Raw genomic sequence first — 14396 nt, forward strand, 5'->3', positions numbered from 1 at the left:
ACCTGATGAGGTGGGAGTCTTCTCGACTGAGATAAACAATTTTGTTTCTGACCTGTTTTCATTTTCAGACGGTTTTTGACTTTTTTAACTATTTTCCAGTCTGTTCCTACTTATTTTTGTTAATGATCTTCGTCTGTGTCTCTCTGGTCGCAATATCAATATAGCGCACAAACAGAGATACCTTATTATCCGGGTTCAGATTCTCCCAGAGTGTCGCTGCAAACTCATCCAGGCTGTCCGGAATCTCGATCTTTTTCGGCTCACCCTCGAAGCTCGGAAGCGGATTGCCGTCGTGCATATAGGTGTGGATGAAATGTCCCTCGCCTGCAACCGGCTTCTCATACGCATATGTATAACGATGGCAGGAATCCGGATTGCCGTCGTTGGATTTCAGAATCGACAGCGCATAGTTGTAACCGCCATCCTCGATATGCAGGATACCGGAAATACGAGGTGTGTAGTTCGGCGCATCCGGCTCAAACTCGCGGCTTCTGAGGGACTGCTCAAAGGTCATCTGGCGATCCATTCCCTCATAAATCGTATCAGTCTGATCGCCGTTGGTCACGATCGTTTTATTTCCCAGCACACGGACCGGTGCATAGATAATCAGACTCGGATCTTCCAGCTTCGCCGGATCAAATGCCTGTGTGCGGATGCCCTCACCTTCTTCTACAAACACACGGTTGCGGCTGTTCTCGCTTCTTCCCATAATAAAGTATGCCGTAACCGCCTTCTTTCCGTCCGGCGTCCGTCCAATGATAATTCCGCGTCCCGGATAAGAATTGTTTTTCAGTTCCTCTGCTATCGATACAGTCTTCATAATGGCAAAGCTTCCTCCTTCATTGTTGTGCAATAATTCACTACTTTATATTTTACCACATTCTATTCTCATTTCCAGTTAGATTTATTGATTTGTTTTCAGAAGTATTGCTTATATATAATACTGGTATTATTTTTTATTCTAATAAACATATAAAAGCACCTGCATTCTTTTACAAATGCTCTGCACTACTTCATGACAAACCGCTCTTTTACCGAGTTACTGTTCACGCATACGTGCCCAGTAACGGAATTTGCCGTGGCTTCGCATTTAAATACGGCAAATTCCTGCTGCCACCACGTTTTCTTACGGCACTTTCAGTTCCAAAAGTGCCTACCCGGGAACAGTAACTTTACCGATGCTTTTTAACAAAATACATCATAAAACAGACTGTTCAATCTGTACAATTCGGTGTATAATTAAAGAAAATATGCCATCAGGGCGATACATTTCACATATGTATACAGATTTTGGGAAATGACGGCATGAAGATAGCACAAAATTCGCAAGCGGTCTGCGCTATGCACCGTTACGAAAAAACGTTCATCATCAAAATTCAAGAAAAGGCAGGTTATGAATATGAAAAATGTAACAATTCTCGACCACCCGTTGATTCAGCACAAGATCTCGCTCCTCCGCAACAAGAACACCGGAACCAACGAATTCCGTTCCCTGACCGATGAGATTGCGATGCTGATGGGCTATGAAGCGCTTCGCGATCTTCCGCTGGAAGATCAGGAAGTAGAAACTCCGATTGAAACCTGCAGCACTCCAATGCTGGCTGGTAAAAAACTTGCCGTTGTCCCGATCTTACGTGCCGGTCTCGGTATGGTAAATGGTATTCTGGCACTCGTTCCGTCCGCAAAGGTTGGTCACATCGGACTCTACCGCGACGAGACAACCCATGAGCCGCACGAATACTACTGCAAGCTGCCAACCCCGATCGAACTGCGTACCATCGTTGTCACTGACCCGATGCTGGCAACCGGCGGTTCCGCAGTGGAGGCAATCGACTTTATCAAAGCACGCGGCGGAAAGAACATCAAATTCATGGCAATCATCGCTGCTCCGGAAGGATTAAAGAGACTGCATGAGGCACATCCGGATGTCCAGATCTATGTCGGTCATGTCGATCGCTGCCTGAATGAAAACGCTTACATCTGCCCAGGTCTGGGAGATGCAGGGGATCGGATTTTTGGTACGAAATAAATACTATAGCATTCACAAAAAATCGCTCTTCCCTCTTCCGGGTTGAGCGATTTTCCATTTTATCTTTATTTAAAATTTCGTTCTCAAATCGCTATCGCGTAAATTTTTCTGCTATAGCACCGCTATAGTACGCATTCAGCAATTTTTCCAGATCCTTGATCTTCTCTTTCAGTTCCCGTCCGATATCGGTATCTCCGACACACTTGCGCTCCGGCACCCATTTGACCATACGGCTCTCGGAGTGAATGTCACTCTCCTTTTCGATCGCCGCCTCGGTGGACTCAAACGGATCGTGCGCGGCCAGAATCAGACCGTAGGAGTTGTATATCAGCGTATACCCCGCGATACCGGTTTCTTTCTGATATGCTCTTGAGAAACCACCGTCGATGACGAGAAGCTTACCGCCGCATTTGAGCGGGCTCTCGCCGTCTTTGGATTTGACCGGGACGTGACCGTTGATGATGTGCGCGCCCTCCGGTTCCAGACCGAATTCACGGAGAATGCGGTCAAGCACTTCCTCATTTTCCAGCATATCGTAATACGGATTTTTTACTTCTTTATGTGTCTCTTTTTCTGCCAGAAAATAGCGTTCAAACGTTGCCATCTTGTCCTTGCCGAACAGCGGGGAATTTTCATTCAGCCAGATATACCACATCATATCCCTGCCTTTTTCCCGCTCTGCCTTATCGACCGCGACAAACCCCTTGCGGACATAATTGTCCAAAATATCGTACAGCGCCTTTCCCTTATATCGCTTGCCGTAGATCTCTACCTCCTTGAAGGTACCGTCCTTATTTAACGGAACACAGCCATGGTAGAGAAGGTTATTGTTGTATACTTTATAGAGACTTCCCTTCGCCAGCAAGAATTTCATATGCTGCTGCAGCTTCTCGCAGTTCATGAATGCACGTTCCAGACGTTCCATAATATCCGCTTCTTCCGGTGTAAATGCATATGGATCTTTCGGATCCACGGTCGGGAAATTCATATCGAGCATCTTGTACTCTTTGCCGCCCAGCTCCAGAACACCGCGTTCAAAATCAATATGATGCAGAAGATTTCGTTTCTCCAGGCCAAATTCCGGATGACGCTTGATGATCTGCCCTTCCGCCTTGAACTGGATGATCGAGATCGCCTTGTGCATCTTCTGGTTCATCTCGCGCTCAGACGCACTGTAAGAGTCACTGCCCTTTAACTGGAAGCAGGTGCACGGGTCATCCCCATATGTATTGATCGCAAAGGTTGCCAATGGAAGAAGGTTGATGCCGTAACCATCCTCCAAAATATCCAGGTTTCCATATCTCGCGCAGATACGGATTGCGTTTGCAATACAGCCCATCTGTCCCGCTGCCGCGCCCATCCAGAGCACATCGTGATTGCCCCACTGGACATCAATCGAGTGATAGGTCATCATCTTGTCCATGATGATATGCGGTCCCGGACCCCTGTCATAGATATCGCCTACGATATGAAGATGATCGACCGTCAGGCGCTGAATCAGCTCGCTTAGCGCTATAATAAAGGCTTTCGCCCGTCCCACACGGACAATCGTCTGGACGATGGCATCGTAGTAGGATTCCTTGTCCTGCAGATCACCGCGCTCAGTCAGAAGTTCTTCCAGCACATAGGCAAATTCCTTCGGAAGCGCCTTGCGGATCTTCGAACGCGTGTACTTGCTCGCTGCCCGGCGGCAGACCGCAATCAGACGATAGAGTGTGATCTTATACCAGTCATCCGGGTTCTTCTCCGTCTGCAGAATCCGGCTCATTTTCTCCGCCGGATAGTAAATAAGGGTTGCCAGTGACTGCTTATCCTGACGGCTCAGGGTATTTCCAAATACATCGTCAATCTTTCGCTTGACGGAACCGGAACCATTTTTCAATACATGAGAAAATGCCTCGTATTCCCCATGGATATCGGTCAGGAAATGTTCCGTTCCTTTCGGCAGATTTAAGATCGATTCCAGATTGATGATCTCCGTCGATGCCGCTGCAATCGTCGGGTAAAGCTCTGCCAGTCGATCCAGATAACGCGCCTGCAATGATTTCATGTTTTCTCTAACCCCTCCTGTTTGCGGACGCCCCTTTTGACCCTTTTTCACCCAATCCCGTGCAGCCTGCTTCCGATGCCCGTTATGCATATAAAACACACGCAAAAGATACACGCAGAAAGATGGAAAAGAATTTGTAATGCTTGTTGCAAACAATTACAAAAAATCGAAATGGCGTCTCATTTTTAATTCTGATACTTGTATCTTATCACACTTCTATTAAAAACGCCATTTCGATTCCTATAATAAGTATTATTAGTATTTGCGGGCAATCACGTATTTCTTCTTAAATTTAAAACTTATACCGCATCTGATACCAGATCACGTTTCCATGCACCGATTCCGAGATCCCCTCATTCACAAATCCAAACTTGGCATAATAGGCTATCAATTTTTCCTTGCACGTCAACACAAGTCCCTTCCTCCCCTGTTTTCTGGCATCCTCGATGGCGCACTGGAGCAACTGTCCCGCATAGCCATGTTTCCGGTATGCCGGGATCGTATTGACACCAAAAATCATCTGCCATGCGCCGTTTTCATCGTGCATTTCTGCCCGTTCGTACATCTCATCCGTCAGATCCGGCTTGTCTGTGACGAAGCCGTCCACAAACGCAATCAGCTTTTCGCCTTCAAACATGAGCCAGAAATGATTTCCATAATACTTAATTCTCTCCGCAAACTCCTCTTTCGTTGCGGCTTCCGCTGCCGGAAAGCATTCTGCTTCCACGGCTGCAATCTGAGCCAGATCTGCTATTGTCGCTGTTCTTATCTCCATAATATCTCGTATAATCCAATTATCCTCGTTCGAGGATAAAAAAATAATCTCCTTTCTCTCTTCAAAGGCATTCGCCCATATAATTCAAGTCGAACGTCCGTGAGACTTGGCGCGTGATTCTGGTCAGCGAAGCTGACATATTCTTTACAGAATCACTGCGCATCCTCGCGGAGCGTTTATCTCAGTCGGAGAATGGACTCCCACTGAGACAAATTTGCTATTACTCACCACCAGAAGAGGTGGGAGTCTTCTCGACTGAGATAAAAAATAGAATAATTTCGGTTCTTTCTTTGCAAATAAGCCAATGCATATAGTTTTCCCCATACACATCGGCTTATTTCACGCATCAGGCGGATCTTCTCGATCCTGCCTTTTACTTCATATTCAACTATTTCCGCAGCTGTGCCAGGCGCTCCTGTACCTGTGCCATCATCTGGCGGTATTTCTCCAGCTTCTCGCGCTCTTCGGCAATCTTTGCCTCCGGTGCGCGGCTGACGAACTTTTCATTGCTTAACATACCCTCGGAACGGGCAAGCTCTTTTTTCAGCTTCTCTTCTTCCTTGCTGAGGCGTTCGATCTCTTTGTCCAGATCAACTAACTCTGCAAACGGCATATAGATGGTTGCCTTTGCAGTCACAGCCGATACGGCATCGTCTGCGATTCCGCTCTTGTCCTTCTGAAGGACAACCTCGCTCGCATAGCCAAGAGTTGCGAAGAATACACGGCTGTGCTCGAAGATGGCCAGAACTTCCGGATCCTCGGATACAACGTATACTTTTGCCTTCTTGCTCGGCGGTACGTTCATGGATGTGCGGACGCCGCGGATCGCGCGGACTGCATCCTTGATCGTCTCTACAGCTTTCTCCTCGTCTGCGAAATTCCACTCATCCTTGTACTCCGGCCAGGAAGAAATCATGATGGACGGTTCCTCATCCTGCAGGTTGCAGAAGATTTCCTCGGTGATGAACGGCATATATGGATGCAGCAGTTTCAAGGACTGAATCAGAACCGTTTTCAGGGTCCAGAGTGCAGCTGCCTTGGTGGTGTCTTCCTCGGACCAGAGTCTCGGTTTTACCATCTCGATGTACCAGTCGCAGAACTCCTCCCAGATGAAATCGTAAACCTTCTGGAGAGCGATTCCCAGCTCGTACTTATCCATGTTCTCGGTAACATCTTTTGCCAGCGTGTTGACCTTGGAGAGGATCCAGCGGTCAGCCATCTGCAGGTCAGAAAGCTTCACATCCGTTACCGGCGCTTTTTCGATGTTCATCATAATGAAACGGGATGCATTCCATACCTTGTTTGCAAAGTTACGGCTGGCTTCCACACGCTCCCAATAGAAGCGCATATCGTTGCCCGGTGCGTTACCGGTCATCAGGGTCATACGAAGTGCATCGGCGCCGTACTTGTCGATAACCTCAAGCGGATCGATACCATTTCCAAGGGATTTACTCATCTTGCGTCCCTGGGAGTCGCGTACCAGACCGTGGATCAGGACGGTGTGGAACGGCTCTTTGCCAGTCTGCTCCAGACCGGAGAATACCATACGGATAACCCAGAAGAAAATGATATCGTATCCGGTTACCAGCACATCGGTCGGATAGAAATATTCATATTCCGGTGTGTCCTTCGGCCAGCCGAGCGTAGAGAACGGCCACAGGGCGGAGGAGAACCAGGTATCCAGCGTGTCCTCATCCTGATGCAGGTGGGTGCCGCCGCATTTCGGGCATACCGCCGGTGCGCTCTTGGCAACAGTCATCTCGCCGCAGTCATCACAATAATAAGCCGGAATCCGGTGTCCCCACCAGAGCTGACGGGAAATACACCAGTCACGGATGCCCTCAAGCCAGTGCAGATAGGTCTTTCCGAAGCTCTCCGGAACGAATTTAAGTCTGCCGGATTTAAGTGCCTCTACCGCCGGTTTCGCCATCTCTTCCATCTTGACAAACCACTGTGGTTTTACCATCGGCTCTACGGTTGTGCCGCAGCGGTCGTGAGTACCTACGTTGTGGGAATGCGGAACGACTTTGACTAAAAGTCCCATTTCCTTCAGATCCTCTACCATGGCTTTTCTCGCCTCGTAGCGGTCCATGCCCTGATATTTGCCCGGTACGCTGATGGTTGCATCGTCATTCATGATGCAGATCTCTTCCAGGTTGTGGCGTTTTCCTACCTCAAAGTCGTTCGGGTCATGTGCCGGTGTGATCTTTACGCAGCCGGTACCGAACTCTTTATCTACATACTCATCCGCGATGACTGGAATCTCTCGGTCGGTCAGCGGCAGTTTTAACATCTTGCCTACGATATCCTTGTAGCGCTCATCCTCCGGGTTGACAGCTACCGCAGTATCGCCTAACAGCGTCTCCGGACGGGTGGTTGCGATCTCGACGAAACGTCCCTCTTCGCCGACGATCGGGTAATTGATGTGCCAGAAAAAGCCGTCCTGCTCCTCATGCTCTACCTCGGCATCCGAAATGGAAGTCTGGCAGACCGGGCACCAGTTGATGATACGGGATCCCTTGTAAATATAACCTTTTTCATACAGTCTGGTAAATACTTCCAGAACCGCCTCGGAACAGCCCTCGTCCATCGTGAAACGCTCGCGGTCCCAGTCAGCGGAGGAACCCAGCTTGTGAAGCTGTTTTACGATACGGCTGCCGTACTCTTCTTTCCACTCCCATGCTTTCTCCAGGAAGCCCTCACGACCCAGATCATGCTTGTCAATGCCCTGCTCTTTCAGCTTATTGATAACCTTAACCTCCGTTGCGATCGCCGCATGGTCGGTACCCGGCTGCCACAGTGCCTCATAGCCCTGCATTCTCTTGTAACGGATCAGGATATCCTGCATGGTGTTATCCAGCGCATGTCCCATATGAAGCTGTCCGGTAATATTTGGCGGCGGCATCACAATCGTGAACGGCTTCTTGCCGTTTCTGCGTCCACGCTCTGCATCGGCGTGGAAATATTTGCTGTCCAGCCATTTCTGATACAGGCGATCTTCAATATCCGCCGGATTATATGTCTTTTCCAGTTCTTTCATTGATCGATTCTCCTTTTGTGTTTTAACTCATCAAATGCTGTTTATCCTCGCATTCTATCATGAACCGCATCTTGTTTACCTTCATTTTGTGTAATTTCCGATGCAGTTTCTTACATCTGTTTCCGGACAATCTTGTACTCATCATCCGTCTGGTAGTACGGGCAGACAAAACGCTGGTTGCTTAAAAATGCCGCCATCTCGTCCTCATCCAGATCTGCCTCGCACAGATAATACCCATAATCATCGTCATAGACATAATTGCCGCACGTATCACAGCTTGTCAGCGGACCCTGTTTTTTCATCTGTTTTGTCCTTTCCGAAGCGCGTTTCCTATGAAAAAGAATGTGCCTTGGCACATTCTCGCGCCGAGCGCGGTCGCTTGCGACATGTTTCTGCTTCGCGCGAGTGCGCATCCCCGCGGAGCGTTTTTTGTTTCATAGGACGTAATTTCCTATGAAATGAAAAAGCCCCTTGCAGACATATCATCTGCAAAGGGCGTCATATACGCGGTACCACCTTAATTCAATCAGGATTTCCGCCTGCCGGTGTTTTCTTTGCACACATCCAGACTTTACCCCAATCCTCTTGATTCTATAACGGGAACTCCCGGGATCTCTTATCCACCACTCTCTTTCACAACATTCCTAAGTCATAGCAGAACGCGGTTTTTCAGAAATCCGGCTCCGAAGCTACCTTCCACATCCGTTTCCCGGAACCGTCTCTCAACCTGCGCGGTTCTCTCTGTCAGGGCTTCTATGTGTACTCCTCTTCTTCACTGCCTTTCATTTTTCAGTTCCTTGTTATCATAGAGGTTTTTCGGGAAAATGTCAAGGTTTTCGGCACAGGTTGATAAATGATATATGCCCGTTACTGGGCACGTATGCGTGAACAGTAACATATGCCCTGGCTCCTCCCACTTTAAAGACGCCCCGCTGTAACAGCTGCACAGTCCCTACTTCGGCAGCGTATCCTTATACTGTGGATACGTCCCATCTGTCACCAGCTTTGCGTATGCATCATATGCCTCCTGCAGATTCTCATACTTTTTATCCTTCGAAAGATATTCCTTATACTGTGTTGGAGTCAGATGACCGGCGATTGCTATATAATTACCAGCTTTATTCACTCGCATAGCGGTAGTTGTTTCTGAAATATAAAACCTTCCATCTGCTGTACTGATAATAACCGGTATCTTCTTTCCTGCACCAACCGAATCTGAGGATATATCTACAGATGTCCAAAATAAATATCGCTTCGACTTATCCTTTGCATCTCCCAGATAGGCCCAGGTTCCCTTTTTTAACAGGCTGTCCTCCTCAATCTTCGCCTGTATCTTGGGAAGCATATTGGATTTTGTACAGTTGGAATCAATTTCAAAATTGTTGTTATCACCCAGCATTTCCAATATGCCACTATTATTCAAGGGCTCATGTACATCGCAATTGATATTAAACGCATATTTCTGTTCCGAACCGCCTGTACCCTTTCCGCTTTTCCAGTTAAAAAGCACTCCCGAATCCGGCCGATAGGAAACTTCACACTCCCCACCCGGAACCGGATAACCAATCCAGTTGGCCGTATCACCCTGATCATTATAATGCATCACTCCACCTATCGTCACCGGGTCATGCGACTGCCATTTTTCTTTTTTCTGCTTCAGCTTTACAACCTTCACTTCATTCTCTGTATCCTCAATCATGACCGCTGCCATAACCTCTGCATATGCAGAACGGACATTGGCAAGATCCGTGGCCTCCCGGCTGGTCTCCAGCTGCCTGGTAAAAATGGGAATAGAAATTGCAGCTAAAATGGAAACTATCGCAACGACTACCAAAAGCTCCGCCAGCGTAAAGCCCTTTTTCCTGTTCTGCATATGAATTTCCATTCTTATCACCCGCCTGTCACCTTTATCTTTTTCTTATTCTATCACATGATTCAAAAAAATTCACGAAAAACATTTTTCATCTGACGCACATTCCCATAAATTGAAAGAAGAGACCTCCGCCTGCGGTTTTCACCGCAAAGCATCCGCCTCTTCCCAATTTCGTTGCTGTAATCAGGTTCCTGCCGTCAATTAAAACAGCGGAACAACCGCTCCATCGTACTTCGCCTCGATAAATTCTTTGATATCATCGCTTGTCAGGACTTCCATCAGAGCTTTTGTCTTGTCGCTCTCCTCGTCACCCTCACGGACTGCTACGACATTTCCGTATGTCTGGGCTGCCAGAGAGTCAGAAGCCTCTACTGCCAGAGCATCGGTTACCTTTAAACCAGCCTCGATTGCGTAGTTGCCGTTGATAACTGCAATATCAGCATCCTGTAAGGAACGCGGAAGCTGTGCTGCCTCAAGTTCTACGATATCCAGGTTCTTCGGGTTCTCTGTAATATCATTGATAGTTGCGGTCAGACCTGCATCCTCTTTCAGTGTCAGAAGACCCTGATCCTGAAGAAGCAGAAGTGCTCTTGCCTCGTTGGTTACATCGTTTGGCACCAGAACCTCTGCGCCGTCAGCCAGCTCATCTAAAGAATCGCTCTTGCCTGCGTAGATGCCGAATGGCTCATAATGGATTGCACCTGCACTTACCAGATGAGTGCCATTCTCCTCATTGAAGGTATCCAGATATGGTTTGTGCTGGAAGTAGTTTGCATCCAGATCGCCGGACTCCAGTGCGTTGTTCGGCTGTACATAATCAGTATACTCTACGATCTCCAGATCGTAGCCCTTGTCTGCCAGAAGGTCTCTTGCAGCTTCCAGGATCTCAGCATGCGGTGCCGGGCTTGCGCCTACTACCAGCTTCTCCAGATCGCCGTCTGCCTCTTTTGCCTCTGCGGTGGTCTCCTCTGCTGCCTCTGCAGCGGTCTCAGCAGTTGTCTCATTCGAGCTGGAAGAGCAGCCTGCTAAGGATGCAGCTGCCAGCAGTGCCAGGAATGTGGTTCCTAAGAATGATTTTTTCATAGTGATTTCCTCCTCTTCGTGTGTTTAAACAGTTCCTTTAAATTTATATTTCAGAAATGTCCTGCATCTGCCACAGACGATAGGCTGCATTTCATTTCTGTAAATATCTTATTAACGGATTCTCTTATCACTTCTTCTCGAACTCCGCGTAAAGATCTCCTGAATCAGCTGTGCGATAATAACCAGAATCACAACGGTAACCAGCATCATATCTGCCTGATAACGGTGATATCCATATCGGATCGCCACATCGCCCAGACCACCGGCACCGACGCAGCCTGCCATCGCGGAATATCCGAGGATCGTCGTGATTGAAATCGCCGCGCCAACTAACAGGGACGGCTTGGACTCCGGAAGCAGCACCTTGAAAATAATCTGCCAGGTCGAAGCGCCCATTGATTTTGCTGCTTCTATCACGCCTGCATCAATTTCCTTTAACGATGCCTCTACCATACGGCTGATATACGGGAACGCCGCGATTACCAGCGGTACAACTGCCGCATTTGCTCCGATCGTCTTTCCCACGATCGCGCGGGTCAGCGGCATTACCATCGCTAACAGGATGATAAACGGCACCGAACGGAGCAGGTTGACAATCACACCCGCCACTTTGTTAAACAGCGGCACAGGACGGATGCCGTCTTTATCGGTTACAACCAGCGCCACGCCGAGCGGGATTCCGATCAAATAAGAAATCAGGGAAGAAAGACCCACCATATATAAGGTTCTCCAGGTCTCTTTTACCAGCATACTAACTGTCCTCGCATCAAATATCATCTTAGCGCACCTCCTCATAGGTCACACCGACCGTTTTTAAATAATTGCAGATACGCCCTGCATCCACCTCGTCCTCCGGGAGCTGCAGAAGCATCTGTCCCATCGCCTTGCCCCCGATATCGTGGGTATCCGCGAGAAGGATATTGACCGGAACCTTGCAGGCTAATACCATATTAGAAATAATTGGCTCCGAAGATTCCTGTCCATTGAAAATAACGCGGATCTGGCGCGCTCTGGCAAAGCTTGTCTTCTGCCCTAACGTCTCACCGAGAATCAGCTGCCGCCCAATCTCCGACTTCGGACCGGAGAAAATCTCTGATACCTTGCCAGACTCTGCAATGTGGCTGTGGTCGATGATCGCCACACGGTCGCAGATAGACTCAATAACCGCCATCTCATGGGTAATCACGATCACAGTAATGCCGCGTTCGCGATTAATCTTCTTGAGAAGCTCCAAAATCGATTTTGTCGTGTTCGGGTCGAGCGCACTCGTCGCCTCATCGCAAAGCAGCACCTTCGGGTTCGTGGACATCGCGCGTGCAATCGCCACTCGCTGTTTCTGTCCGCCGGAGAGCTGTGCCGGATATGCCTTCATCCGTTCTTCCAGACCGACTAATTTTAAAAGCTCAGCCGCCCGTTTCTTCGCCTCTGCTTTCGGGACACCGGCAATCTCCATCGGAAAGCACACATTCTGGAGTACATTTCTCTGTGCCAGAAGATTGAACTGCTGGAAAATCATCCCCATCGACTGTCTGGCCTTCCGAATCTCCGCCTCTTTCATCATCGACAGGTTCTGTCCCTCAAAAATAACCCGTCCCGCCGTCGGTGTCTCCAGATAATTGATACACCGGACCAGCGTACTCTTTCCTGCACCTGACAGACCGATAATTCCAAAAATCTCGCCCTGCAGGATTTCCAGGTTAATATCATCTAACGCGGTCACTGTTCCGTTCGTTGTCTGGAATTGCTTTCCCAGTCCTTCCAGGCAGATGATCGCTTCCTTTCTCTGCTCCATTGTCTTTTCCCCTCTCTTTTTCCGAATATACAGCATTGATACCCTGTCGCATAAAAGATGCCACTACTGTTTTTCTGTCACAGGAAGCAGTTAGTGCCTTTTTGTGTCATAAGGAATTCCAAGGAATTTCCTATGACACAAAAAAGCCGCGAATCCAGTACGGATCGCGGCTTCCTATGCTATACTTACAGGTCTATCCGACCAGCCCGTTCCGTCTTTCATGCACACAAATATGACAGCACATCATACACATGCCGTTCATCATCATATTCATCTGCATGGCTTTACTCTGACGCATCGGACCTGTCCCCTTTCAGCTTATATTCCCTTATTCCTGATAGGAATTACTTGTTTATGAAGATACACCCATTTTCCGGGTTTGTCAAGTGTTTCCTGAATTTTTAAGAGCTATTTTTTAGAGCTATTTCACTCCTGCTCCGGTTTTTGCACAGCTTCTCTTCTTTTTGATATCTGGAGTTCCCGTGCTTCTGCACGGCCGCGGCGCAAATTTTCTCCTGGCATCTCCTGTTTCCGGCTGCGCCCTTTCTCACGCTCGCGGATGCGATCCGGCGTGCGGCTCTCAATGATATAGCGCGGGCGGTGCTTCGACTCCAGATAAATCTTTCCGACATACTCTCCGACGATTCCGACCGAGAGAAGAAGCAGTCCGCCGATAAACCAGAGCGATACCATCATGCTCGCCCAGCCGGTGATCGTATTGCCCCGGAAGAAATCAACCACCGCCCAGATAAGGAATCCAATACTGACAAAAAATGCCGCAATTCCCATGAACGTAATCATCCGGATCGGCTTTGTGCTCAGCGAAGTGATGCCCTCGATGGCAAAAGCCAGCATCTTTTTCAGCGGATATTTGCTCTCCCCTGCTGCCCGCTCTTTACGGTCATAATATACCACATCGGACGGATAGCCGATCATCGGGACAATCCCGCGCAGAAACAGATTGACCTCCGAAAATTCCGCCAGCCCTTCCAGTGCCCTCCGACTCATCAGGCGGTAATCCGCATGATTATACACGGTGTTCGCTCCCAGCGCATTCATAATCTTATAAAATCCCAGCGCAGTTGTACGCTTAAAAAATGTATCCGTCGCCCTGTGGCGGCGCACACCGTACACGATGTCACAGCCAGCCATATACCGCTCGATCATCGCGTCGCATGCGTCCACATCATCCTGCAGATCGGCATCCATCGAGATCGCCGCGTCACACCGCCGTCTCGCCGCCTCAAAAAGCCCGGCTAAAAGCGCGTTCTGATGACCGCGGTTGCGGCTCAGCTTCACACCTGCAAACCGCTCGTCCTTCTCATGGAGTTCCTCGATCAGCTTCCATGTTCTATCCTTCGAACCGTCGTCTACCATCAGCACCCGGCTTCCCGGATGAATCCGGCGGCTGCGGGTTAAATCATCTAATTTTTTACCTAAAAATTCTGCCGTCAATGGCAGAACCTCCTCTTCGTTGTAGCAAGGCACCACGATATAGATAACCGGTGCATTTCTCATACTGTCATCTCCTGCCCGGGTCACTGTCCCTTCTATGCAGACAAGTCCCCTCGTATTTTCAAAAGCAGGTTTCCAGATACAGGTATCTTGCCAGAATCCCCCTGCAGCTGAAATCTGCTTTTTCCGTATTTTCCTATTATATAGGAACTACATTAAAAAGAAAAGTAAATTTTTGACACATCCACCCGATTCCGGTATAATAGAATTGATATTTTTATCACTTTACTATTACTCGC

General features: G+C 48.5%; 11 protein-coding genes and 1 other annotated feature. Of the genes, 1 reads left to right on the forward strand and 10 read right to left on the reverse strand.

Features of this window, described 5'->3' with window-relative positions:
• Positions 1–106 precede the first annotated feature (106 nt).
• Entirely contained in the window at positions 107–820 is a 714-nt protein-coding gene (locus DW720_RS05255; protein WP_117795557.1) for an IMP cyclohydrolase, read from the reverse strand.
• Positions 821–1399: 579 nt separating this feature from the next.
• Between DW720_RS05255 and upp the strand changes: the two genes are divergently transcribed.
• Entirely contained in the window at positions 1400–2029 is a 630-nt protein-coding gene (upp, locus tag DW720_RS05260) for a uracil phosphoribosyltransferase (protein ID WP_022358719.1), read from the forward strand.
• Positions 2030–2120: 91 nt separating this feature from the next.
• Here upp and DW720_RS05265 read toward each other — a convergent pair whose 3' ends face one another.
• The 9 genes from DW720_RS05265 to DW720_RS05310 all read right to left on the reverse strand — a co-directional run bounded on the left by DW720_RS05265 (position 2121) and on the right by DW720_RS05310 (position 14160).
• Positions 2121–4079: a fructose-1,6-bisphosphatase gene (locus tag DW720_RS05265; protein ID WP_118650920.1), complete on the reverse strand. Its 1959-nt coding sequence runs from the start codon at positions 4077–4079 to the stop codon at positions 2121–2123.
• 292 nt (positions 4080–4371) lie between these two features.
• Positions 4372–4854, reverse strand: coding sequence for a GNAT family N-acetyltransferase (locus tag DW720_RS05270; protein ID WP_118683745.1), 483 nt, complete (start codon positions 4852–4854; stop codon positions 4372–4374).
• 388 nt (positions 4855–5242) lie between these two features.
• Positions 5243–7894 carry a valine--tRNA ligase gene (locus tag DW720_RS05275; RefSeq protein ID WP_118749321.1) on the reverse strand — a complete coding sequence of 884 codons (2652 nt, stop codon included), beginning with the start codon at positions 7892–7894 and terminating at the stop codon, positions 5243–5245.
• 110 nt (positions 7895–8004) lie between these two features.
• Positions 8005–8196: a DUF6472 family protein gene (locus tag DW720_RS05280; RefSeq protein ID WP_022358726.1), complete on the reverse strand. Its 192-nt coding sequence runs from the start codon at positions 8194–8196 to the stop codon at positions 8005–8007.
• 186 nt (positions 8197–8382) lie between these two features.
• Positions 8383–8679 (reverse strand) — a binding site (T-box leader).
• Between the two features lie 167 nt (positions 8680–8846).
• Positions 8847–9779, reverse strand: a complete 933-nt coding sequence (locus DW720_RS05285) for a type II secretion system protein (RefSeq protein WP_207663590.1) — start codon at positions 9777–9779, stop codon at positions 8847–8849.
• Positions 9780–9968: 189 nt separating this feature from the next.
• Entirely contained in the window at positions 9969–10850 is an 882-nt protein-coding gene (locus DW720_RS05290) for a MetQ/NlpA family ABC transporter substrate-binding protein (protein ID WP_118482121.1), read from the reverse strand.
• Positions 10851–10961: 111 nt separating this feature from the next.
• The gene (locus tag DW720_RS05300) at positions 10962–11627 is read right to left on the reverse strand and encodes a methionine ABC transporter permease (protein WP_118472773.1); all 666 of its coding nucleotides are present in this window, start codon (positions 11625–11627) and stop codon (positions 10962–10964) included.
• Between the two features lies 1 nt (position 11628).
• Positions 11629–12642, reverse strand: coding sequence for an ATP-binding cassette domain-containing protein (locus DW720_RS05305; protein WP_118749322.1), 1014 nt, complete (start codon positions 12640–12642; stop codon positions 11629–11631).
• Positions 12643–13068: 426 nt separating this feature from the next.
• Complete coding sequence (locus DW720_RS05310) at positions 13069–14160, reverse strand: glycosyltransferase family 2 protein (protein ID WP_118749323.1); 1092 nt, start codon at positions 14158–14160, stop codon at positions 13069–13071.
• Positions 14161–14396: the final 236 nt, after the last annotated feature.

Origin of the sequence: Clostridium sp. AM27-28 (assembly GCF_003480955.1) — a bacterium.
Classification (GTDB): domain Bacteria; phylum Bacillota; class Clostridia; order Lachnospirales; family Lachnospiraceae; genus Otoolea; species Otoolea fessa.

Bases quoted from the DNA above. Each gene is read 5' to 3' on its own strand.
- DW720_RS05285 (WP_207663590.1), bottom strand. From the start codon at position 9,779: ATGGAAATTCATATGCAGAACAGGAAAAAGGGCTTTACGCTGGCGGAG.
- DW720_RS05305 (WP_118749322.1), bottom strand. From the start codon at position 12,642: ATGGAGCAGAGAAAGGAAGCGATCATCTGCCTGGAAGGACTGGGAAAG.
- DW720_RS05280 (WP_022358726.1), bottom strand. From the start codon at position 8,196: ATGAAAAAACAGGGTCCGCTGACAAGCTGTGATACGTGCGGCAATTAT.
- DW720_RS05310 (WP_118749323.1), bottom strand. From the start codon at position 14,160: ATGAGAAATGCACCGGTTATCTATATCGTGGTGCCTTGCTACAACGAA.
- DW720_RS05270 (WP_118683745.1), bottom strand. From the start codon at position 4,854: ATGGAGATAAGAACAGCGACAATAGCAGATCTGGCTCAGATTGCAGCC.
- DW720_RS05300 (WP_118472773.1), bottom strand. From the start codon at position 11,627: ATGATATTTGATGCGAGGACAGTTAGTATGCTGGTAAAAGAGACCTGG.
- DW720_RS05290 (WP_118482121.1), bottom strand. From the start codon at position 10,850: ATGAAAAAATCATTCTTAGGAACCACATTCCTGGCACTGCTGGCAGCT.
- DW720_RS05255 (WP_117795557.1), bottom strand. From the start codon at position 820: ATGAAGACTGTATCGATAGCAGAGGAACTGAAAAACAATTCTTATCCG.
- DW720_RS05275 (WP_118749321.1), bottom strand. From the start codon at position 7,894: ATGAAAGAACTGGAAAAGACATATAATCCGGCGGATATTGAAGATCGC.
- upp (WP_022358719.1), top strand. From the start codon at position 1,400: ATGAAAAATGTAACAATTCTCGACCACCCGTTGATTCAGCACAAGATC.
- DW720_RS05265 (WP_118650920.1), bottom strand. From the start codon at position 4,079: ATGAAATCATTGCAGGCGCGTTATCTGGATCGACTGGCAGAGCTTTAC.